The sequence below is a fragment of the Escherichia sp. WS1265 genome, assembly GCF_046487585.1.
GTDB lineage: Bacteria > Pseudomonadota > Gammaproteobacteria > Enterobacterales > Enterobacteriaceae > Escherichia > Escherichia coli.
The window spans coordinates 23,642-45,177 of record NZ_JBJQJE010000011.1; the positions used below are offsets into that span (position 1 = coordinate 23,642).

The following is a 21,536-nucleotide window of genomic DNA, read 5'->3' on the forward strand; positions in this document are numbered from 1 at the left end:
TCGATTCATCAGAAAAAATGTTACCGCGGTCAAGTTTTCACCGCAAAGGTATTTAAAAGGTATTATTAAATGGTATTGTCATCGCGTACCTTACATTACCTGTCATGAAGGAATTAAAAGATGAAAACAACAGCAAAGCTGTCGTTCATGATGTTTGTTGAATGGTTTATCTGGGGCGCGTGGTTTGTGCCATTGTGGTTGTGGTTAAGTAAAAGCGGTTTTAGTGCCGGAGAAATTGGCTGGTCGTATGCCTGTACCGCCATTGCGGCGATCCTGTCGCCAATTCTGGTTGGCTCCATCACTGACCGCTTTTTCTCGGCGCAGAAAGTGCTGGCGGTATTGATGTTCGCTGGTGCGGCGCTGATGTATTTCGCTGCGCAACAGACCACTTTTGCCGGGTTCTTCCCGTTACTGCTGGCCTACTCGCTAACCTATATGCCGACCATTGCGCTGACTAACAGTATCGCTTTTGCCAACGTGCCGGATGTGGAGCGTGATTTCCCACGCATTCGTGTGATGGGCACTATCGGCTGGATTGCCTCCGGTCTGGCATGTGGATTTTTGCCGCAAATGCTGGGTTATGCCGATATCTCTCCGACTAACATCCCGCTGCTGATTACCGCCGGAAGTTCTGCTCTGCTCGGTGTGTTTGCGTTTTTCCTGCCCGACACGCCGCCAAAAAGCACCGGCAAAATGGACATTAAAGTCATGCTCGGCCTGGATGCGCTGATCCTGCTGCGCGATAAAAACTTCCTCGTCTTTTTCTTCTGTTCATTCCTGTTTGCGATGCCACTGGCGTTCTATTACATCTTTGCCAACGGTTATCTGACAGAAGTCGGCATGAAAAACGCCACCGGCTGGATGACGCTCGGCCAGTTCTCTGAAATCTTCTTTATGCTGGCATTGCCGTTTTTCACTAAACGCTTTGGTATCAAAAAGGTATTGTTGCTTGGTCTGGTCACCGCTGCGATCCGCTATGGCTTCTTTATTTACGGTAGTGCGGATGAATATTTCACCTACGCGTTACTGTTCCTCGGCATTTTGCTGCATGGAGTAAGTTACGATTTTTACTACGTTACCGCTTACATCTATGTCGATAAAAAAGCCCCCGTGCATATGCGTACCGCTGCGCAGGGGCTGATCACGCTCTGCTGCCAGGGCTTCGGCAGTTTGCTCGGCTATCGTCTTGGCGGTGTGATGATGGAAAAGATGTTCGCTTATCAGGAACCGGTAAACGGACTGACTTTCAACTGGTCCGGGATGTGGACTTTTGGCGCGGTGATGATTGCCATTATCGCCGTGCTGTTCATGATTTTTTTCCGCGAATCCGACAACGAAATTACGGCTATCAAGGTCGATGATCGCGATATTGCGTTGACACAAGGGGAAGTTAAATGAAAACAGAACGTATTCTCGGTGCTCTTTATGGGCAGGCGTTAGGGGATGCGATGGGGATGCCCTCCGAGCTTTGGCCACGCAGCCGCGTTAAAGCACACTTTGGCTGGATTGATCGTTTTCTGCCTGGACCAAAGGAGAATAACGCAGCCTGTTATTTTAACCGCGCCGAATTCACCGACGATACCTCGATGGCGCTGTGTCTGGCGGATGCGTTACTGGAACGTGAAGGCAAGATCGATCCGGATCTGATTGGGCGTAATATTCTCGACTGGGCGCTGCGTTTCGATGCCTTTAACAAAAACGTACTAGGTCCGACCTCGAAGATTGCTCTCAACGCCATTCGCGACGGTAAACCCGTTGCTGAACTGGAAAACAACGGCGTGACCAACGGCGCAGCGATGCGCGTCTCGCCATTAGGTTGTTTGCTTCCGGCGCGTGATGTTGATTCCTTTATTGATGATGTGGCGCTGGCGTCGAGCCCGACCCATAAATCCGATCTGGCAGTTGCAGGTGCGGTAGTCATCGCATGGGCGATTTCTCGTGCCATTGACGGAGAAAGCTGGTCAGCGATTGTTGATTCACTGCCTTCAATTGCGCAACATGCACAGCAAAAACGCACGACCACGTTCAGCGCCTCACTGGCGGCGCGGCTGGAGATTGCGCTGAAAATTGTGCGCAATGCCGACGGCACTGAATCCGCCAGCGAACAGCTTTACCAGGTCGTTGGCGCAGGTACCAGCACTATTGAGTCCGTTCCGTGCGCCATTGCGCTGGTTGAACTGGCACAAACCGACCCGAACCGTTGCGCCGTCCTGTGCGCTAACCTTGGCGGCGATACAGACACCATCGGTGCTATGGCGACGGCAATCTGCGGCGCGTTGCATGGCATTAACGCTATCGATCCTGCGTTAAAGGTGGAGCTGGATGCGGTAAATCAGCTTGATTTCAACCGCTATGCCACAGCGCTGGCGAAATATCGTCAACAACGGGAGGCGGTATGAGCGGCGCTCGATTACACACGCTGCTGCCTGAATTAACCACGCGTCAGTCGGTGATGGTCGTCGGCGCGGCGGTCATTGACGTGATCGCCGACGCTTATGCCCTCCCCTGGCGTGGGTGCGATATCGAACTGAAACAGCAGAGCGTTAACGTTGGCGGCTGTGCACTGAATATTGCCGTGGCATTAAAGCGTCTCGGCATCGAAGCGGGTAATGCCTTGCCGCTCGGTCAGGGGGGTTGGGCGGAGATTATTCGCAACCGGATGGCAAAAGAGGGCTTAATCAGCCTGATCGATAACGCCGAAGGTGATAACGGCTGGTGTCTGGCGCTGGTTGAGCCGGATGGCGAACGCACTTTTATGTCATTCAGCGGCGTGGAAAATCAATGGAATCGCCAATGGTTGGCACGATTAACCGTTGCGCCTGGCAGCCTGCTCTATTTTTCCGGTTATCAACTGGGCTCGCCCTGCGGCGAATTGTTAGTGGAATGGCTGGAAGAGCTGCAAGACGTGACGCCGTTTATCGATTTTGGCCCACGTATCGGCGATATCCCGGACGCATTACTGGCGCGGATCATGGCCTGTCGACCTTTAGTATCACTCAATCGTCAAGAGGCTGAGATTGCCGCCGAACGTTTTGCTTTATCCGCAGAGATAACAACACTTGGCAAGCAATGGCAGGAGAAATTTGCCGCGCCGTTGATCATTCGTCTCGATAAAGAGGGCGCATGGTATTTCAGCAACGACGCTTCTGGCTGCATTCCGGCATTTCGAACGCAAGTTGTAGACACCATTGGGGCGGGCGACAGTCATGCAGGTGGCGTACTTGCCGGGCTAGCCTCTGGTCTGCCACTGGCGGATGCCGTATTACTGGGCAATGCAGTAGCGTCGTGGGTTGTCGGGCATCGGGGCGGTGATTGTGCGCCAACGCGCGAGGAACTACTCCTCGCACACAAAAACGTATAGATCGCTGCGACAGTGGCTGATGCTGTACTCAATAGGCCGTTGCTGTTGGTCAAGCGCCACTTGCTTGATCACCAGCACCGGTATTTTGCTATCTAACTGAATATGTGACTGAAACTCGGCATCCGGCATCCGGGCGCTAACGCGGGAACGCGTACGTTGTGGGTAAATGTGCTGGCTGCGGAAGTAGTCATAAAGAGAAATTCCGATGGCATCAACATCATGAATTAAATGCGCAGGAACCCACGATTCCTCAATTGATACCGCTTCTTCATCGACATAGCGAATACGCTTAAGCAAAAAGACATTACTTCCTGCTTCGACCGCTAGCTGCTGCGCGACTTCTTCGGGACATTTCACGACACGCTTGTTAACCCATAGTGTATCGGGCTTTTTCCCGCGCAATACCACCTGCTGAGAAAAACCTCGCGCTTCTTTCAACGAGTATTCGAAGATGTTGTTGATCTGCGTACCGTAACCACGCGAACGCGTCACCACGCCCTCTTCTTCCAGCGCCTGCATCGCCTTGCGCACCGTAATGCGCGAAACGCCGGTTAACTGACTTAAATCACGCTCACCGGGCAAAATATTGCCATGCTCCAGCACCCCGCTGCGCACGGCATTTTTTACCGTTTCGGCAAACTTAATATAAAGCGGCGTGTTATCCGCCGCTAAAATACGTTCGTTCAGTTGGGAAATCAGCTGGGTATGCGCTTGTTCCATTTGTCTTTTTCCTGCCAGGGAGTCTGGTGGGAGTATATCACTGCTTCTTATTTAAGGCGTTTCTTTAATCCCATCAACGAATACCTGCAACTCCTCCACCGAGCCATTAAACACATTAAAATCCACCGAACCATTAATGCCATCTACCTGTCCACGGTCGGAATGCTGCCAGAAGCGCCATGCCATGCCGTCATTGTCCGGACGACGTTGATAATAGTGAGCCACCCACCACGGATATTCATTAAAATAGCCCGCCAGATTCGTGTGATAAAAAACGGCTCCTGAGTAAATAATCGGCTTTTTTTCCGTGCGTTTTTCGACCATTTTTAGCCACTGACTTACCCGCTTGCGTAATTCTTTTGCCGATAATTTTCCCCGTTCTTCTACGTCCAGCACGGCAGGTAAATCGCCTTGTGAGAAATCCACCGTTTGCAGAAATAATCGCGCCTGAACTGAAGCGGATACCGACGGGGAGAAATAATGATACGCCCCGCGCAGCAGGCCATTTTCGCGGCTTAGTTGCCAGTTACGCGCAAAATAGGGGTCCACCAGCTTTTCGCCTTCCGTCGCCTTAATAAAGGCAAATTGTAAGCGAATACCGTTATCGCGCATTTTTGCCACCCGCTGCCAGTCGATCCGTTCCTGCCAGCGCGAAACATCTATTCCGTGAATGGTGTAACTGGCAGGAATGCGAATAGCGAAAGATTTAACCGGGCGATAACCGTAGAAGTGGATGTAGTCTTTAATCTGAATTGCTGTCGAATAGAAAAAATTCACCGTCTGACGCGGATAAATTGCAACGATGGAAATTAGCCCAAGAGCGCATAATAAAGCGGTGAATTTTTTTCGACTGGTGATTCTAAGCTGCATTGGTTTCATCCCTGAATGTCAGCGCCAAAGACTGACAATAACCAAAGCAGCTATAGTAAGGTGCTCACCACCACGCGTGGAAGTGGTGAACCGGACCAATACCGTGACCAACTTCCAGCGTGTCGGCCTGGGCTAACGCCGATGAAAGCCAGCTTTTTGCCTCCTGTACGGTGTCAGCCCAGTTTGTATGGCGCGGGCGTAGTGCAGCCAACGCCGCAGAGAGTGTACAACCAGTGCCGTGGGTGTTTTGGGTCATAATGCGCGGTGCGGTAAACCGTTGTTCACCCTCGCGGGTAAACAGCCAGTCCGGGCTTTGCTCATCATCCAGATGACCACCTTTCATTAGCACTGCTCCACAGCCCATCGCCAACAGCGATCGCCCTTGTTCCAGCATTTCCTGTTCGGTGCGCGCGTGTGGCGCGTCGAGCAAGGCGGCTGCTTCGGGCAAGTTTGGCGTTATTAATGAAACCTGTGGCAATAATCGACTGCGTAGCGTGGCAACTGCCGAAGGTGAAAGCAGTGGGTCGCCGCTTTTTGCCAGCATAACGGTGTCGAGTACCACGTTTTGGATCTGATAACGTTGCAACCGTTCTGCCACCGCTTCAACAATATCGGTTTCCGCCAACATACCGATTTTAGTGGTGTCGATTCGCACATCGCTGAACACCGAATCGAGCTGGGCGGCGACAAAATCAGGCTCAATGCGATACACCGACTGTACGCCACGGGTATTTTGCGCCACCAGTGCAGTAATCACTGAGCAACCATAAGCGCCAAGTGCCGAGAAGGTTTTAAGATCGGCCTGAATCCCCGCACCACCACTCGGATCAGTACCGGCAATCGTCAGAGCGTTAATTCGTTTCATGCCTGCACCTCCTGCGTCAATTGCCAGAGCGCATCAAGGAAATGTGGAACAAAACTGCCTGGCCCCTCGCTACTGGCGACTGCGCGTTCTCCGGCTTGTTTCATCCAGTGACAGGCAGATGCGATATTTTCCAGCGTATCGCCTGGTAGCGTACAACAGGCAGCGACAACCGCCGATAATGCACAGCCAGTTCCTACCACTTTGGTCATTAGCGGATCGCCACCGTGAATGACAACGGTGCGACGACCATCGGTAACATAATCCACCTCGCCTGTGACCACGACGATTGCGCCAGTTTCCCGTGCCAGTGTTTGTGCAGCGGGTATCGCATTAGCTGCGGCGTCAGTGGTATCCACTCCCCGTCCGCCATTAGCAATGCCAGCTAATGCCATGATTTCCGAAGCATTACCACGTATGGCGGTTGGCTTATGAGACAGAAGTTCCAGACAAAAACGGCGGCGATAGTCGAGTGCACCAACCGCTACTGGATCAAGCGTCCAGGGTGTTTGAGAGCGTTTTGCCTGTTCAACGGCGGCACGCATCGCCTGTGCGCGTGGCTGCGTCAGCGTGCCAACGTTAATCAGCAACGCACTGGCGATAGCCGCAAACTGACTGGCCTCTTCGGTTTCGATAACCATCGCTGGCGATGCACCGAGCGCCAGCAAGGTATTGGCAGTAAAGGTTTGCACCACATCGTTGGTCATGCAGTGCACAAGAGGGGAATGTTGGTGAAAAAGGTGTAACGCGTGCGCAGATTGCGCGGAACTCAGCAGGTCGACTTGCATAGTTTGCTCCTGCCATAACGTGAAGAAGCAATGACCTGGTGGTCCGTGACTTCCCTACGCTGGCATTATCCAGATCAGGTGATACGGGTATTTCTCAGCCTTCACGCAGAAGGGCACCCCGAGTCGTTTGGTTGCGATGATAAATCGCAGAGGAGGATGGTAATGTCCAGCGCACGCGTTGTAAACGAGTAAAAACCGCAGTTTTACAATCGCGTTAATAAATTATTTGATATAAGAATCCAGCACCTTCAGAACGACATCCAGATCTTCTTCACGTTTTAGCTCATCCCCCTGGTGAACGATGTGTTCCGTCAGATGACCTTTAATCACTTCCCGCATCAGACCGTTTACCGCGCCACGGATAGCAGCAATCTGTTGTAAAACTGCAGCGCATTCGTGCGGCTCGTCGAGCATTTTCTTGAGCGCCACGACCTGGCCCTGAATCTTACTGGCACGCGCTTTCAGTTTCTGTTTATCACGGATTGTATGAGACATGGCAACACCTGGTTAACAAGAATATGAAAAATCATAGCACTATTAATCTACTGGGGGGTAGTATCAGGTACTGGGGGGGAGTAGAATCAGATTGCCGAATTAATACTAAGAATTATTATCATGACCGAATTTACAACTCTTCTTCAGCAAGGAAACGCCTGGTTCTTCATCCCCAGCGCCATCTTACTTGGTGCGCTTCATGGCCTGGAACCAGGGCATTCAAAAACGATGATGGCGGCGTTTATCATCGCCATCAAAGGCACCATTAAACAGGCGGTGATGCTCGGACTGGCAGCAACCATTTCGCATACCGCAGTGGTCTGGTTGATTGCCTTTGGCGGGATGGTGATCAGCAAACGCTTTACTGCTCAATCAGCAGAACCGTGGCTCCAGTTGATTTCCGCAGTGATCATTATTGGCACCGCGTTCTGGATGTTCTGGCGTACCTGGCGCGGCGAACGCAACTGGCTGGAGAATATGCACGAGCATGATCATGAGCATCATCACCACGATCACGAAGATCACCACGACCATGGACATCATCACCATCACGAACATGGCGAGTATCAGGATGCCCATGCACGAGCCCATGCCAATGACATTAAACGACGCTTTGATGGTAGAGAGGTCACCAACTGGCAAATTTTGCTATTTGGCTTAACAGGTGGTCTTATCCCCTGCCCGGCAGCAATTACCGTGCTGTTGATTTGCATTCAGTTGAAAGCCCTGACACTGGGCGCAACACTGGTCGTCAGTTTCAGCATTGGCCTGGCGTTAACGCTGGTCACCGTAGGCGTTGGCGCAGCAATCAGCGTTCAGCAGGTCGCAAAACGCTGGAGCGGATTTAACACTCTCGCTAAACGCGCTCCCTATTTTTCCAGTCTGTTGATTGGCTTAGTTGGTGTGTATATGGGCGTACATGGCTTCATGGGCATAATGCGATAACTCAATCCTTTAGGCTTGCATGTTATCTTCAGCCCAGGATGATTCTTAAATCAGCTATTTCCGCTGACTCTCTGCTCGCTAAGGATGCTTTTAGGGCATCCTTTCATTTACACTTTTTACGAAATCATGGGATCACTAACAAAATATCGCTTGTCAGTTATATTGTATGGCAGGAAAGATATGCGACTGATATTACAGATCCCCAAAGTGGAGAGTTTATGACCATTAAAAATAAGATGTTGCTGGGTGCGCTTTTGCTGGTTACCAGTGCCGCCTGGGCCGCACCAGCCACCGCGGGTTCGACCAATACCTCGGGAATTTCTAAGTATGAGTTAAGCAGTTTCATTGCTGACTTTAAGCATTTCAAACCAGGCGATACCGTCCCAGAGATGTACCGCACCGATGAGTACAACATTAAGCAGTGGCAGTTACGTAACCTGCCCGCGCCTGATGCCGGGACGCACTGGACCTATATGGGTGGCGCGTACGTGTTGATCAGCGACACCGACGGTAAAATCATTAAAGCCTACGACGGTGAGATTTTTTATCATCGCTAAAAAAAGCCCCCTCATCATGAGGGGGAAATGCAGACACCTTGTTATTTTTTATTATTAGCCACTTGCTCGTCTTGCTTGTTATTAGTCGTATTTCACGTTGATTAATGCGGTTGCCTGTAGTGCGCCAGATTTTACTTTGTTTGTATCGTAGACGTAGTAACTGGCTGTTATCGGAATTGAAACCGTTGTATCTGTAAGTTTTGACTTCGCCGCAATTTCTTTTAAATTTGTGTATCCTTTACTGCTGTCAGTGATATTTAAAAGTGTGACTGACGAACCATTACTTTCAAGAACAAATCCTACGCCATTATCTTTTGCACCTTTAAGTATCGTGTTGCTGTTGTTTAACAAGTCAGAACTTGATAAATACACCTGCACTTTCCGTGATGTTTGATTTTGTTGACCTAATAAGTTTTTACAACGCAGAACAATATCCCCTTTGTTACTATTTATTGTTGCTTTGTTACCTGTGGCTGGTAATTGTGAAACGGGAATACTCTCTAAAGTAATTAATAAATCGTCCGGTTTGCAGGTTGTGGTTATCGGGTTGTATGACAATGTCAGATTAAAGGAATAGACACCTGCATTTTGTGCCAATGCATTTCTGTAGCTATTTACACATGCATCCCATGACTTGCCACCGAATAAACACAGTAAAAATTGTATTGCAGCACTCCTGCGTGTCGATGATGAAGCACTGGATAATGTCGCAACACCATTAATCATCACTGAACCGCCGCCCCCCGCAGAAACATTCACTTTTGCATTACTGGCCGCAGGTGTCACCGTTACCGAATAACCACTGGTGAAACTGGTCTGATTATTTGACAACGTGATGTTGTTTTTATTGGTCCATTCAAAATGTAAATTTAATTTAATGGTATCGTTATAAAGTCCAACAATAATATCCGATGGGCTCATAGGGGTGATAGTATTTGTACTCACGCATGACGAATCATTAAAATTATGCTCATATGTCGCTATTTGTGTTTGACTAAGTGCAAAATCCCCCTGAACAACCAAATTGTGCTGAACAGATAACTCACTATAACATGCCGCATAGCTCACAGGCATAACCATCATCATTAATATAAATAGCATTATGCGAATTTTCATAGAACCACCTGACTATTACTGGCAAATATAATTTCTACTTTCATCAATCTCTTTACCGAAGGTGATTGTGCATGAAAGTCCTTGTTGCTTATCAATTGCTACATTAACCGATGGCGGTACTTCATTGGTGCGAATAAATAACTGGCTTCCCTGGCCGACAACGCCAATATTATGACCATGGATATCATTGACTTCATAACCAAACGTTAATGGTTGCCCATCCGTTCTTAACGCTTTTATAAACCAGGGCTTGCGCTGATCGGTATCAAAATTAACCAGTACAACCGCGCCGCGAAAAGGGGCGGCAATTTTCCGGTTGCCACGTAATTCTGCTTCGCTATCGCTTTGCGACACATCCAGCATCAGGTGATTTTCCCGATAAGGTGTCATTCCATCGTATACCACCACTCCATTACGGTTTGTTGTGCGATATTTTTGCCCATTGACATAAGCATCTTTAATTCCTGGCGCATTCATCACAGCAAACGTTTCGGAAAGACGGTTCGCCAGATTAACGCCACCCGACCAGGCGACAATGCCCCCTGAAACACTGGCTCCAGCCTGTCGATAAGTACTCGACTGACTATAACTGCCATTCACCGTTGCCACCGGCGCGTTCCAGGTTAAATTCGCTCCAGCTGTCGTTTCATTTCCCTGATGCTGATGACTCAGGTTGACCCCATAGTTAAATTGATCCCGGTTTCCAACGGTTCCCGATAATCCCGTATTATTTGAGGCAAAACCCTGATCATCAAACGTCGTTGAGTTAGACATATATATTTGCCGACGAGGCGTCGTAACGTCATCACCCCAATCAAAGGGAATCGATATAAAAATATTAAAACGTTTCTCTTCATGATAATTCTCGTCATAAGCCTGGCTTGCCGCGAGGGTATAGCTTATCCGTCGCAGGTTGTTGGAATAACTCAACTGATAATCCTTACTGCTGCCGCTACGCCCCCAGTAATCTCGCCATAACGTACTTAAGGACACAGAACCCCAGCCTTCTGGCAATGACTGGCTCATATTGGCAGAAAAGCTATTTTTACGGCCAAAATCGTTCTGGTAATAATCGGCAATGTCATAGATATCGTTTTCATCACGGCGATAATTATCTTTATTGTTTGCCCAAACGTGATCGTTAAATGTCCGGTAATCACGCGACGAATAACGCCAGGCTGCCAGACCAAAACGCGTCGACGTTTGGCTCACAAATTTGTTGTAGGCAATTTGATAACTTTGCCCGTCAAATACATCGCCGTTGTCTTGTTTACTATGCGACTTCGTGGCATCGACGGAAATGGCACCAATGCGTGTATTCCAGCCAGTCCCCAAAGTGAACGCGTAATAATTATTCGCGACCATCGAGCCACCATACAGCGTCAATAAATTATTAAAACCATACTGATAACCCGCCTGGACAAAATCACTTTGTTTGCTTGCCCCTTCAATATGGCTACGACCCGCCGCAAAATCATATTTCGACACGCCGGGTTGCAGCATATTCGGCACTGCTGCATAAGGCACCAGATAGGTGGTTACCGAACCGTCCGCCTCTTTCACGCTGACATCAAGATCTGCTCCACCACCGGCCAACTGCAAATCTGTAATCGCAAACGGGCCAGGAGGAACCTCTTTCTGATAAACCACAAAACCGTTCTGTTCAATAGTTACCAGCGCGTTACTCTGAGCAATCCCCTGCACCCGTGGAGTAAAATTTTGTTTCGAGTTAGGCAACATCTGCATATCACGAAACAACCGCACACCGCTGAAGCGAACAGAATCAAAAATATCGCTTGATGTGTACATATCACCCACGCGAAGCGTGCCGAGAAGTTGGGCAAATCCACGTTCCAGATACAGGGTATTGCTTTTCCACACCCCTGGATTGCTATTTGTTTTACTGAAACTGGCATCAGAATGCAGTTGCCACCCCAGTAAGTTTAACCCGCTGTTAAAACGTACATATGTACTCTTGCTATTACCCGACGCTTTATAGTCGCTGTAATACTGACTCACATAATAAGAGGTATAAAACGCATTAATACCCCGCTCCCAGTTTTCCGGTGGAACATAGCCACTTTCCAGTTCTTCCACCCACGCCTGCGGGACACTGAAATCGAGACGAAAAACTCCGATATCCCAGGTATAGCTCCCACCCTGAACAAGTTGCTCAAATGTTAAACATTGCTTACCGCTGGCAAAGTTATCGGTATTAATGCCTAACCGCTTGATAATTTCCCTTGATATACATGTTTCTTGCGGGTTGTCTTTAACAATAATCTCATATTTCCCGCGCCATTGCTTATTGACATAAATATCGATGTCATACTGCCCCGGCAAGGGTTGATTATCATCAAGACGAATATTTGCAACCTGCTGGTCTTTCATTCCACCTATCATAAAATGGGTATCAAAGGTTTCTTCAGCTGCATAAGCTTCAATGCCGAGCAATAACGCTACGATTGCTGATGCAAGTGGGGTCATTCTCAACATAGGCAGCTCCTGCAATTAAATTTTGTCACTAATATAGTTGCCATGGTCATCGATAATGGTCAGATGCCAGTTATTCGAATTATTACTTTTGACATTAATACTCTGACTTTCTAAGGGGGCAATCATAATAGTTTCATAATTGACTTTGACATTATTAGCTTTGACATCCGAAATCGTCACCCAATTTGCTGAGTCATTTTTTATCACCAATCCATTGCCACTGCGATTTACCAGTAACTTTTTAAATGTCGCTTTATTTACTGGCGCAATACCCGCAGGCCGGTAAAACAATTTGATTCTGTTTTGCATTGCAAATTTCAGTGCATTCTTGCCCTCTTGCTCTGGACTATTTGGTGGAATATCCAGAACATTCAGATAAAAAATGCTCTCTTTATTAGTGGGCAGTTTATTCGGCATAATTTTGATTTTTACTTGCTGCCCGGAATTTGCCCCTATTTTTGCCACTGGTGGCGTTAACATGAAAGGAACCTGAATTTTTTCTGGTGGTAACGACGTATCGCCATCATCAATCCACGCCTGCAGCAGCGAAGAACGGTTTCCCTGATTCATCAACTGCACCATCACTTCTTTATTTTCTGCCGGGTAAATAATACGCGTCCCGTAGATAACAATACCGGCATGTGCAGGAAGGACCATAGAAGAAATGAGTAAAGCTAATAATCCTTTCATCTTAATGCCTCTTAAATTAAAAGGCCGCCATGGGGATAGCGGCCATGTTTATTACCTGGAGAAACTTGAAATTTTATTTATTAATCCTGCGCCACACGCATAACCAGAGAAGATAACACATCACCTGATTGCACTGAATTATCTGTCAGCTTCAGGTATTTTGCTTTAAACGGAATAGCATATTGACCTTCCGCTGTTTTATAACTCTCAATGTTAAAAGGTGTAGAAACATCCAGGACATCGCTGTTATCACCTAAATAGAGATAGTACCCCACGGTATCGTTGCTACTGGCTATCGCCTTATCGTTTCCGGTTATTTTATCGTTGGTAATCAACGAGAGTTTTACACCAGCAACTTCTTTCGGACAGCTAATTTTTAACATGCTGCTGGTTACACCGACTGCATCATCATAGGTCGAGTATTTAGCTTTACCTTCAAAGACAGTGGTTGGTACAGTTGGCATATTAATACTTACTGAATCGCCACCCGCTTCGAATTTACACGGAGATTCTGCAATATTCCCTTTAATGGTTAATGTTCCGGTATCAACGTCTGCGGCAAATACCCCAGCGCTCATAAAAAAAGAAGAAAAGACAGCGGCAGCAATAATTGAACGTTTCATAATATGTTCCTTAATAAAATTTATTTTTTGGTTGTTAAGAGTCTGTATCTCTTGGAAACAAATTTCTCACATCAAAAAAGTTACCGCAATGTAAACATATTGTTTTATTGATTTAAAACAAATTAACTATTGCAATATAAATACAACAAATACTTAAGCATATTAAATATTTATCACATCTATTAATTAATGCAGATTTTTGTAAATGGCATTATTGATATCAATAAAAAAGCTGAAATCATTCACACGAATGATTTCAGCTTTCTAAATCCGATTAAAAAACCAGGGTGGCAAATTAATCGTAGCGATTTAACACGATTCGACGTTTGCTATCGCTACCTGCAACAACCACTTCTGTCGTTACACCTTTGACTGGCGAAGAAACCTGATGACGGGTATCAACATCATACGTTAACTGACCACAATGCTGTTGAGGTTGACCATTAACCATAGCCATACTGCATGTTGGGGGACTGATCCTGCCATTAATCGTTAATGTGGCAGTCTGTGAAGAGAACGCGGGAGAAGCCATTCCATAGGCAAGAAAAATAATTCCTGACAGCCAGTACTTATTCATTGAACGTTATCCCTGTAGTAAAGGTTATGCCTAGATAGAATGAGTGCATAACAAACTATAGCTGTACATCCACTACACAGCCACGAAGGATGATAATGAAGCATTGCCTGTACGATCAATCGACTTTATAGAGTTTCGGACGAAGGTCCGCAGAATATTCGCAGCATTAAATAAGTGTTCATTAATGCGGCAAAAACAAATACACCGCATCAATGTAACATCTCTGCGGTGTATGAAAAACAACCAAAAAGGTTAATACGCGTCAGACCGCACGGAAGGAAATCTCGCCAGGAATGACTTCTCCCTGCCAATAAAGCTGGGCTGCAACGCGGTCAGCCAGCTGGCGGTAGATAGCGGTAAATTCGCTCTCCGGACGGCTGATAACCGTTGGCGTGCCTTTATCGAGATCTTCACGTAAGGAGATGTGTAACGGCATCTGCCCCAGCAACTGCGTGTGGTATTTCTCGGCCAGTTTCTCTGCACCACCGGTACCGAAAATCGGTTCATGGTGACCACAGTTACTGCAAATATGCACACTCATGTTCTCGACAATACCGAGCACCGGAACCTCGACTTTCTCGAACATCACAATGCCTTTTTTCGCATCGATCAACGCAATGTCCTGCGGAGTGGTGACCACTACCGCGCCAGTTACTGGTATGTTTTGTGCCAGTGTCAATTGAATGTCACCGGTGCCTGGCGGCATATCAAGCACCAGATAGTCGAGATCCGGCCACAAGGTTTCCTGCAACATTTGCATTAACGCCTTGCTCGCCATTGGGCCACGCCACACCATCGCATTGTCGTCTGTCACCAGATAACCAATTGAATTAGTTGCCAGGCCATGAGACATAATCGGTGCCATATGGGTACCGTCCGGCGAAGTTGGACGCTGATTTTCTGCGCCCAGCATGGTAGGGATTGATGGGCCGTAGATATCGGCGTCCAGAATGCCGACTTTCGCCCCTTCCGCCGCCAGTGCCAACGCCAGGTTTACCGCCGTGGAGGATTTACCCACGCCACCTTTACCGGAACTGACCGCGATAATGTTCTTCACGCCGTTAATTCCCGGCTGATTCTTCACGCGTTTCAGAGTGGCTATGTTATGCGACAGTTTCCAGTCGATAGCTTTCGCTCCGGTGATGCGCAGCAGTTCGGCGCTACATTGCTCTTTTAACTCTTCGAACGCGCTATGCCAGACGAATGGCATAACCAGTTCCACATGCAGCGTGTCGTCCATCCAGGCGACATGGTGCAACGCTTTCAGCGTTGTGAGGTTATGCTTCAGGGTTGGGTGCTGAAAATTGGCCAGTGTCCCGGCGACCATTGCGCGCAAGGCTTCTGGTGATTTGGCCTGGGATTGTTCGTTCATCCCGACTCCTTTTTTGTATAGATAAACCATCAGTTGATAGTTTACCTGAAGAATATAGAGAAGTACTTACTTAACATTTTCCCATTTGGTACTATCTAAGCCCTTTTCACTATTAAGAAGTAATGCCTACTATGACTCAAGTCGCGAAGAAAATTCTGGTGACGTGCGCACTGCCGTACGCTAACGGCTCAATCCACCTCGGCCATATGCTGGAGCACATCCAGGCTGATGTCTGGGTCCGTTACCAGCGAATGCGCGGCCACGAGGTCAACTTCATCTGCGCCGACGATGCCCACGGCACGCCGATCATGCTTAAAGCTCAGCAGCTTGGTATCACCCCGGAGCAGATGATTGGCGAAATGAGTCAGGAACATCAGACTGATTTCGCAGGCTTTAACATCAGCTATGACAACTATCACTCGACGCACAGCGAAGAGAATCGCCAGTTGTCAGAACTTATCTACTCTCGCCTGAAAGAAAACGGTTTTATTAAAAACCGCACCATCTCTCAGCTGTACGATCCGGAAAAAGGCATGTTCCTGCCGGACCGTTTTGTAAAAGGCACCTGCCCGAAATGTAAATCCCCGGATCAATACGGCGATAACTGCGAAGTCTGCGGCGCGACCTACAGCCCGACTGAACTGATCGAGCCGAAATCGGTGGTTTCTGGTGCTACCCCGGTAATGCGTGATTCTGAACACTTCTTCTTTGATCTGCCCTCTTTCAGCGAAATGCTGCAGGCATGGACCCGCAGCGGCGCGTTGCAGGAGCAAGTGGCAAACAAAATGCAGGAGTGGTTTGAATCTGGCCTGCAACAGTGGGATATCTCCCGCGATGCGCCGTACTTCGGTTTTGAAATTCCGAACGCACCGGGCAAATATTTCTACGTCTGGCTGGATGCGCCGATTGGCTACATGGGTTCCTTCAAGAATCTGTGCGACAAACGCGGCGACACCACCAGCTTCGATGAATACTGGAAGAAAGATTCCACCGCCGAGCTGTACCACTTCATCGGTAAAGATATCGTTTACTTCCACAGCCTGTTCTGGCCTGCCATGCTGGAAGGCAGCAACTTCCGCAAGCCGACTAACCTGTTTGTTCATGGCTATGTGACGGTGAACGGCGCGAAGATGTCCAAGTCTCGCGGCACCTTTATTAAAGCCAGCACCTGGCTGAATCATTTTGATGCTGACAGCCTGCGTTACTACTACACTGCGAAACTCTCTTCGCGCATTGATGATATCGATCTCAACCTGGAAGATTTCGTTCAGCGTGTGAATGCCGATATCGTGAATAAAGTGGTTAACCTGGCATCCCGTAATGCTGGTTTTATCAACAAGCGTTTTGACGGCGTGCTGGCAAGCGAACTGGCTGACCCGCAGTTGTACAAAACCTTCACGGATGCCGCTGAAGTGATTGGTGAAGCGTGGGAAAGCCGCGAATTTGGTAAAGCGATCCGCGAAATCATGGCGCTGGCAGATCTGGCTAACCGTTATGTCGATGAACAGGCTCCGTGGGTGGTGGCGAAACAGGAAGGACGCGATGCCGACCTGCAGGCAATTTGCTCGATGGGCATAAACCTGTTCCGCGTGCTGATGACTTACCTGAAGCCGGTACTGCCGAAACTGACCGAGCGTGCAGAAGCATTCCTCAATACAGAACTGACCTGGCATGGTATCCAGCAACCGCTGCTGGGCCACAAAGTGAATCCGTTCAAGGCGCTGTATAACCGTATTGACATGAAGCAGGTTGAAGCACTGGTGGAAGCGTCTAAAGAAGAAGTGAAAGCAGCTGCCACGCCAGTAACTGGCCCACTGGCAGATGATCCGATTCAGGAAACCATCACCTTTGACGACTTCGCCAAAGTTGACCTGCGCGTGGCGTTGATCGAAAACGCAGAGTTTGTTGAAGGTTCTGACAAACTGCTGCGCCTGACGCTGGATCTCGGCGGTGAAAAACGCAATGTCTTCTCCGGCATTCGTTCTGCTTACCCGGATCCGCAGGCACTGATTGGTCGTCATACCATTATGGTGGCTAACCTGGCACCACGTAAAATGCGCTTCGGTATCTCCGAAGGCATGGTGATGGCTGCCGGTCCTGGCGGGAAAGATATTTTCCTGCTAAGCCCGGATGCTGGCGCTAAACCGGGTCATCAGGTGAAATAATCCCCCTTCAAGGCGCTGCATCGACAGCGCCTTTTCTTTATAAATTCCTAAAGTTGTTTTCTTGCGATTTTGTCTCTCTCTAACCCGCATAAATACTGGTAGCATCAGCATTCAACTGGATAAAATTACAGGGATGCAGAATGAGGCACTTTATCTTTCAGGACGAAAAATCACATAAATTCTGGGCGGTGGAGCAACAGGGAAACGAGTTGCATATCTGTTGGGGAAAAGTTGGCACCAAAGGGCAAAACCAGGTAAAAAGCTTTGCGGATGCTGCGGCAGCGGCAAAAGCGGAACTGAAGCTGATTGCGGAGAAGGTGAAGAAGGGGTATGTGGAAGAATTATCTTCACCATCCCAACCCGCAATCAAAATAGAAACGATCGAAGTAGATACAGCTGACGAGGCAGAAACCACAGTCGTATTTGACCAAAGTATGGTTGTTGAACCTGCTGAGACACCATGCCCGTGGCTGACAGATGATTCCCCTAACCACCTATCGGAGAAAAAGTCTCAGGAGGCCTTACCTTCCCGACGTTTTCCTGGGGATGCTGTAAGCGAACCACAAGACAGCCTCCTTATGAATTTAGGTCAGGATATTCATAATTTATCAGGAAAATTAACAACATACGATTTCAGTGCATGTTCTGCTAACTGGCAGCAGAATATCAATGAAGCTCTCGCTAATGGTCCACTTTCTCCTGCTGCGTTGGCTGTACAGGTTGTTCTGGTTTCACGTAAATTCTGGGGCGAATGCCCTGAACTCATGGATGAAATTGTCTATGTCTACGGACTAGAATTTGCCGTGGATATGTTTATTGCCATGCAATATATCTCGTTCGATTGCACTTATCACAGAACAAGCATACACATTACTTTTCAGCCATTATTAAACCATGCACATTGTGTTACCCCCTTTGACGTTCGACTGCGTAAGCATTTGGCTCTTGCAGAAGAAACTTTGTGGCAACGCTGTGTAGATAAATTCATTACAGCTTTACCTGATATTCCTCCCGTTCAACAACCGATGGTAGCGCTAATGCTACCGGAACGCCCGGAGATTGCAGAAGAAATCGCACGACGGTTACTGGAGCAGAAAAATATCCAAACTGTTGAATGGCTGAAACTTGTTGTACAAGAATCTTCGTTGCTCAAAGCACTGGAATCTTATTGCGCGTACGACCTTTTTAATGACTATTACCATGGTTGCATCTGGAATGTCACCGTTTTGCAGGAGCAAGGGATTGCCGGAATCGCTCGCTTCGCCCCCTATGCTTATGCTGATCTTTGCGGAAGTATTCTCGCAGAGATCAATCACCCACAAGCATTAATGCTACTTATACGTGTGTCTGGCAAAACTAAACGCTGCCATGAACGAATGACTAAGGCTTGCACTGCGTTCCCACACACGGCACTGGCGGCACAGGCGGAACTTCTTGCGCAAAAAGAAGAGAATAGTTGGCGCATTATGCTAATGACGATGCTTATCTCGCAACCGGCACTAGCAGAACAGGTCACTCCCTGGCTCTCAACACCCGCAGTTGCCGTACTGAAATCATGCCAGCAACAACTGACACAGCCCTCAAACCATGCCAGTGCCGATATGCTGCCTGCCGTATTAGTCTCACCGCCCTGGCTTTCGAAAAAGAAAAAATCTGTAATGCCGGTATTGTATTTAACGCCATTACCGCTGGAGTCATGCTGCACATTGACCGAGACGGCAGAAAAAGAGATTCATGCAAGGCATCGCTGGCACGCACATCAAATAGACATCGGCCAAAAAGAGGATATTCAGAACTACCTGACACGTCTGGGTTTCAATCGCTGGAATAATGGCCAGTATATGAAAGCGTCTGATGCTGTTGTAGAACTCTGGCAGAGGGGAGATTATTCTGCGCTAATCAGCGAATTTAAAACCTTCTGGCACTCCTATCAACGGGAATGGCAGCTTTACATGTTAGCCGCCCTGCCTATCGAAAAAACAGCGCAGGCGTGGAATGTCCTCAGTAAAGAGCCACACGTCGGTGTCGAGTTTGTCATGACGCACCTGCAACTCGCTGGGTTACAGGGTTTTATTCACTCCTTTTCACGCTATCCACAAGAAGCTCTGCCTGTAGCACAATATTTTGCGGCTATCGAATTAGCGCCACTGATCGCCCGCGCCTTCAACAAACTCAAAACCCTACGACAAGACGCCCGCACCTGGCTGCTGAAATACCCGGAACACGCCATTACCGGCCTGCTACCTTCGGCGCTCGGCAAAGCCGGTGAAGCACAGGATAACGCCCGCGCTGCCTTGCGTATGCTTATCGAAAACGATCATCAGCCATTACTGCAAGAAATCGCCCGGCGTTATAACCAGCCGGAAGTAACAGATGCGGTGAACGCTATGCTTGCGCTCGATCCCTTAGATAATCATCTGACAAAAATCCCCACTCTTCCGGCCTTTTATCAGCCATCGATCTGGACCCGCCCGGTATTAAAAGCAAATGCCCAATCACTGCCAGATAGCACCCTCCTACGCCTCGGTGAAATGCTCCGCTTCCCTCAGGAAGAGGCACTGTATCCGGGATTATTGCAGGTGAAAGCCGCCTGTACCGCCGACTCACTGGCTGAATTTACCTGGGATCTGTTTACCGCCTGGCAGACCGCTGGCGCACCGTCGAAAGAAAGCTGGGCATTCACTGCGTTAGGTGTTCTCGGCAACGATGACACCGCCCGCAAACTGACGCCATTAATCCGCGCCTGGCCTGGTGAATCCCAGCATAAACGCGCCACCGTCGGGCTGGATATTCTCGCTGCTATCGGCAGCGATATCGCCCTTATGCAGCTTAACGGCATCGCCCAGAAACTGAAATTCAAAGCCTTACAGGAGCGGGCAAAAGAAAAAATTGCCGACATTGCCGAAAGTCGCGAACTCACTGTAGCGGAGCTTGAAGATCGGTTAGCGCCCGATCTCGGTCTGGATGATAACGGTTCGCTACTGCTGGATTTTGGCCCACGCCAGTTCACTGTCAGCTTTGATGAAACCTTAAAACCGTTTGTGCGCGATGTTTCCGGCAGCCGCCTGAAAGACTTACCAAAACCCAATAAAAGCGATGATGAATCACAGGCGAACGATGCTGTTAACCGCTACAAATTGCTGAAAAAAGATGCGCGTACCGTCGCCGCCCAGCAGGTAGCAAGGCTGGAATCCGCCATGTGCCTGCGCCGCCGCTGGTCGCCGGAAAACTTTCAGCTCTTCCTGGTTGAGCATCCGCTGGTTCGTCACTTAACCCGCCGTCTGATTTGGGGCGTTTATAGTGCCGAAAACGAGCTACTGGCTTGCTTTCGCGTGGCGGAAGATAACAGCTACAGCACCGCAGACGATGATCTTTTCACCCTGCCGGAAGGCGATATCTCTGTTGGCATTCCTCACGTTCTGGAAATATCACCCACGGATGCTGCCGCCTTTGGTCAGCTTTTTGCCGATTACGAACGGCTACCGCCGTTCCGCCAGCTCGACCGTAACAGTTACGCCCTGACAGAAACCGAGCGCAATGCCAGCGAATTGATCCGCTGGGCTGGCAGAAAATGCCCGAGTGGTCGGGTAATGGGGCTGGCGAATAAAGGCTGGATGCGTGGTGAACCGCAGGACGGTGGCTGGATCGGCTGGATGATCAAACCTCTGGGCCGCTGGTCGTTAATCATGGAAATCGATGAAGGTTTTGCGGTCGGCATGTCGCCAGCCGAACTCAGTGCCGAGCAACTCTTAAGCAAGCTGTGGCTATGGGAAGGCAAAGCGGAAAGCTATGGCTGGGGGAGTAATTCAACACAGGAAGCGCAGTTCTCCGTACTCGATGCCATCACCGCCAGCGAGCTAATTAACGATATTGAAGCCCTGTTTGAATAAGGAAAGAGC

The 21,536-nt window shown here is 48.7% G+C and carries 18 protein-coding genes and 1 riboswitch; of the genes, 7 read left to right on the top strand and 11 right to left on the bottom strand.

What is annotated here, in order from left to right; genetic code table 11:
• Positions 1-120: 120 nt before the first annotated feature.
• Genes ACJHX3_RS12455 through ACJHX3_RS12465 form a run of 3 tightly spaced genes read left to right on the top strand, consistent with a single transcriptional unit; the run spans position 121 to position 3,361 of the window.
• Positions 121-1,398 carry a nucleoside permease gene (locus ACJHX3_RS12455; RefSeq protein WP_000858471.1) on the top strand — a complete coding sequence of 426 codons (1,278 nt, stop codon included), beginning with the start codon at positions 121-123 and terminating at the stop codon, positions 1,396-1,398.
• Positions 1,395-2,399: an ADP-ribosylglycohydrolase family protein gene (locus ACJHX3_RS12460; protein WP_000846210.1), complete on the top strand. Its 1,005-nt coding sequence runs from the start codon at positions 1,395-1,397 to the stop codon at positions 2,397-2,399. The genes ACJHX3_RS12455 and ACJHX3_RS12460 overlap by 4 nt, the downstream gene beginning before the upstream one ends.
• Positions 2,396-3,361 carry a carbohydrate kinase family protein gene (locus ACJHX3_RS12465; protein WP_094322002.1) on the top strand — a complete coding sequence of 322 codons (966 nt, stop codon included), beginning with the start codon at positions 2,396-2,398 and terminating at the stop codon, positions 3,359-3,361. The genes ACJHX3_RS12460 and ACJHX3_RS12465 overlap by 4 nt, the downstream gene beginning before the upstream one ends.
• Here the strand turns inward: ACJHX3_RS12465 and ACJHX3_RS12470 are convergent.
• The 5 genes from ACJHX3_RS12470 to rcnR form a co-directional block, all read right to left on the bottom strand.
• On the bottom strand, positions 3,335-4,081 hold the full coding sequence (locus tag ACJHX3_RS12470; RefSeq protein ID WP_000434052.1) for a GntR family transcriptional regulator: 747 nt from the start codon (positions 4,079-4,081) through the stop codon (positions 3,335-3,337). The genes ACJHX3_RS12465 and ACJHX3_RS12470 overlap by 27 nt on opposite strands.
• Before the next feature lie 51 nt (positions 4,082-4,132).
• Positions 4,133-4,951 carry a glycoside hydrolase family 25 protein gene (locus ACJHX3_RS12475; protein WP_001604655.1) on the bottom strand — a complete coding sequence of 273 codons (819 nt, stop codon included), beginning with the start codon at positions 4,949-4,951 and terminating at the stop codon, positions 4,133-4,135.
• A gap of 64 nt (positions 4,952-5,015) precedes the next feature.
• The gene (gene thiD / locus ACJHX3_RS12480) at positions 5,016-5,816 is read right to left on the bottom strand and encodes a bifunctional hydroxymethylpyrimidine kinase/phosphomethylpyrimidine kinase (protein WP_000822277.1); all 801 of its coding nucleotides are present in this window, start codon (positions 5,814-5,816) and stop codon (positions 5,016-5,018) included.
• Complete coding sequence (gene thiM, locus ACJHX3_RS12485) at positions 5,813-6,601, bottom strand: hydroxyethylthiazole kinase (protein WP_024216632.1); 789 nt, start codon at positions 6,599-6,601, stop codon at positions 5,813-5,815. The genes thiD and thiM overlap by 4 nt, the downstream gene beginning before the upstream one ends.
• A gap of 34 nt (positions 6,602-6,635) precedes the next feature.
• Positions 6,636-6,732, bottom strand: a riboswitch (TPP riboswitch).
• A 91-nt stretch (positions 6,733-6,823) separates the two neighbouring features.
• A complete protein-coding gene (gene rcnR, locus ACJHX3_RS12490) occupies positions 6,824-7,096 on the bottom strand; it encodes a Ni(II)/Co(II)-binding transcriptional repressor RcnR (protein ID WP_000019944.1) in 273 nt (90 codons plus the stop codon).
• A gap of 120 nt (positions 7,097-7,216) precedes the next feature.
• Between rcnR and rcnA the strand changes: the two genes are divergently transcribed.
• Positions 7,217-8,041: a nickel/cobalt efflux protein RcnA gene (rcnA, locus tag ACJHX3_RS12495; RefSeq protein WP_000134572.1), complete on the top strand. Its 825-nt coding sequence runs from the start codon at positions 7,217-7,219 to the stop codon at positions 8,039-8,041.
• A gap of 218 nt (positions 8,042-8,259) precedes the next feature.
• Entirely contained in the window at positions 8,260-8,598 is a 339-nt protein-coding gene (gene rcnB, locus ACJHX3_RS12500; RefSeq protein WP_000153067.1) for a Ni(II)/Co(II) efflux transporter accessory subunit RcnB, read from the top strand.
• Between the two features lie 81 nt (positions 8,599-8,679).
• On the opposite strand, the gene ACJHX3_RS12505 is transcribed toward rcnB, so the two are convergent.
• The 6 genes from ACJHX3_RS12505 to apbC form a co-directional block, all read right to left on the bottom strand.
• The gene (locus ACJHX3_RS12505; RefSeq protein WP_094308673.1) at positions 8,680-9,714 is read right to left on the bottom strand and encodes a putative fimbrial-like adhesin protein; all 1,035 of its coding nucleotides are present in this window, start codon (positions 9,712-9,714) and stop codon (positions 8,680-8,682) included.
• Positions 9,715-9,729: 15 nt separating this feature from the next.
• Positions 9,730-12,210 carry a fimbrial biogenesis outer membrane usher protein gene (locus tag ACJHX3_RS12510; protein ID WP_024043921.1) on the bottom strand — a complete coding sequence of 827 codons (2,481 nt, stop codon included), beginning with the start codon at positions 12,208-12,210 and terminating at the stop codon, positions 9,730-9,732.
• Positions 12,211-12,225: 15 nt separating this feature from the next.
• On the bottom strand, positions 12,226-12,900 hold the full coding sequence (locus ACJHX3_RS12515; RefSeq protein WP_024043920.1) for a fimbria/pilus periplasmic chaperone: 675 nt from the start codon (positions 12,898-12,900) through the stop codon (positions 12,226-12,228).
• A gap of 80 nt (positions 12,901-12,980) precedes the next feature.
• On the bottom strand, positions 12,981-13,523 hold the full coding sequence (locus ACJHX3_RS12520; protein WP_000830475.1) for a fimbrial protein: 543 nt from the start codon (positions 13,521-13,523) through the stop codon (positions 12,981-12,983).
• 295 nt (positions 13,524-13,818) lie between these two features.
• The gene (locus tag ACJHX3_RS12525; RefSeq protein WP_001046488.1) at positions 13,819-14,100 is read right to left on the bottom strand and encodes a YehE family protein; all 282 of its coding nucleotides are present in this window, start codon (positions 14,098-14,100) and stop codon (positions 13,819-13,821) included.
• A gap of 262 nt (positions 14,101-14,362) precedes the next feature.
• Entirely contained in the window at positions 14,363-15,472 is a 1,110-nt protein-coding gene (gene apbC / locus ACJHX3_RS12530; RefSeq protein ID WP_001005448.1) for an iron-sulfur cluster carrier protein ApbC, read from the bottom strand.
• 131 nt (positions 15,473-15,603) lie between these two features.
• Here apbC and metG point away from each other — a divergent pair, with 131 nt between their 5' ends.
• Together metG and ACJHX3_RS12540 are read left to right on the top strand one after the other, a co-directional pair.
• Positions 15,604-17,637 carry a methionine--tRNA ligase gene (metG, locus tag ACJHX3_RS12535; protein ID WP_001306372.1) on the top strand — a complete coding sequence of 678 codons (2,034 nt, stop codon included), beginning with the start codon at positions 15,604-15,606 and terminating at the stop codon, positions 17,635-17,637.
• A gap of 140 nt (positions 17,638-17,777) precedes the next feature.
• Positions 17,778-21,527, top strand: a complete 3,750-nt coding sequence (locus tag ACJHX3_RS12540) for a DUF4132 domain-containing protein (protein ID WP_094322030.1) — start codon at positions 17,778-17,780, stop codon at positions 21,525-21,527.
• Positions 21,528-21,536 lie beyond the last annotated feature (9 nt).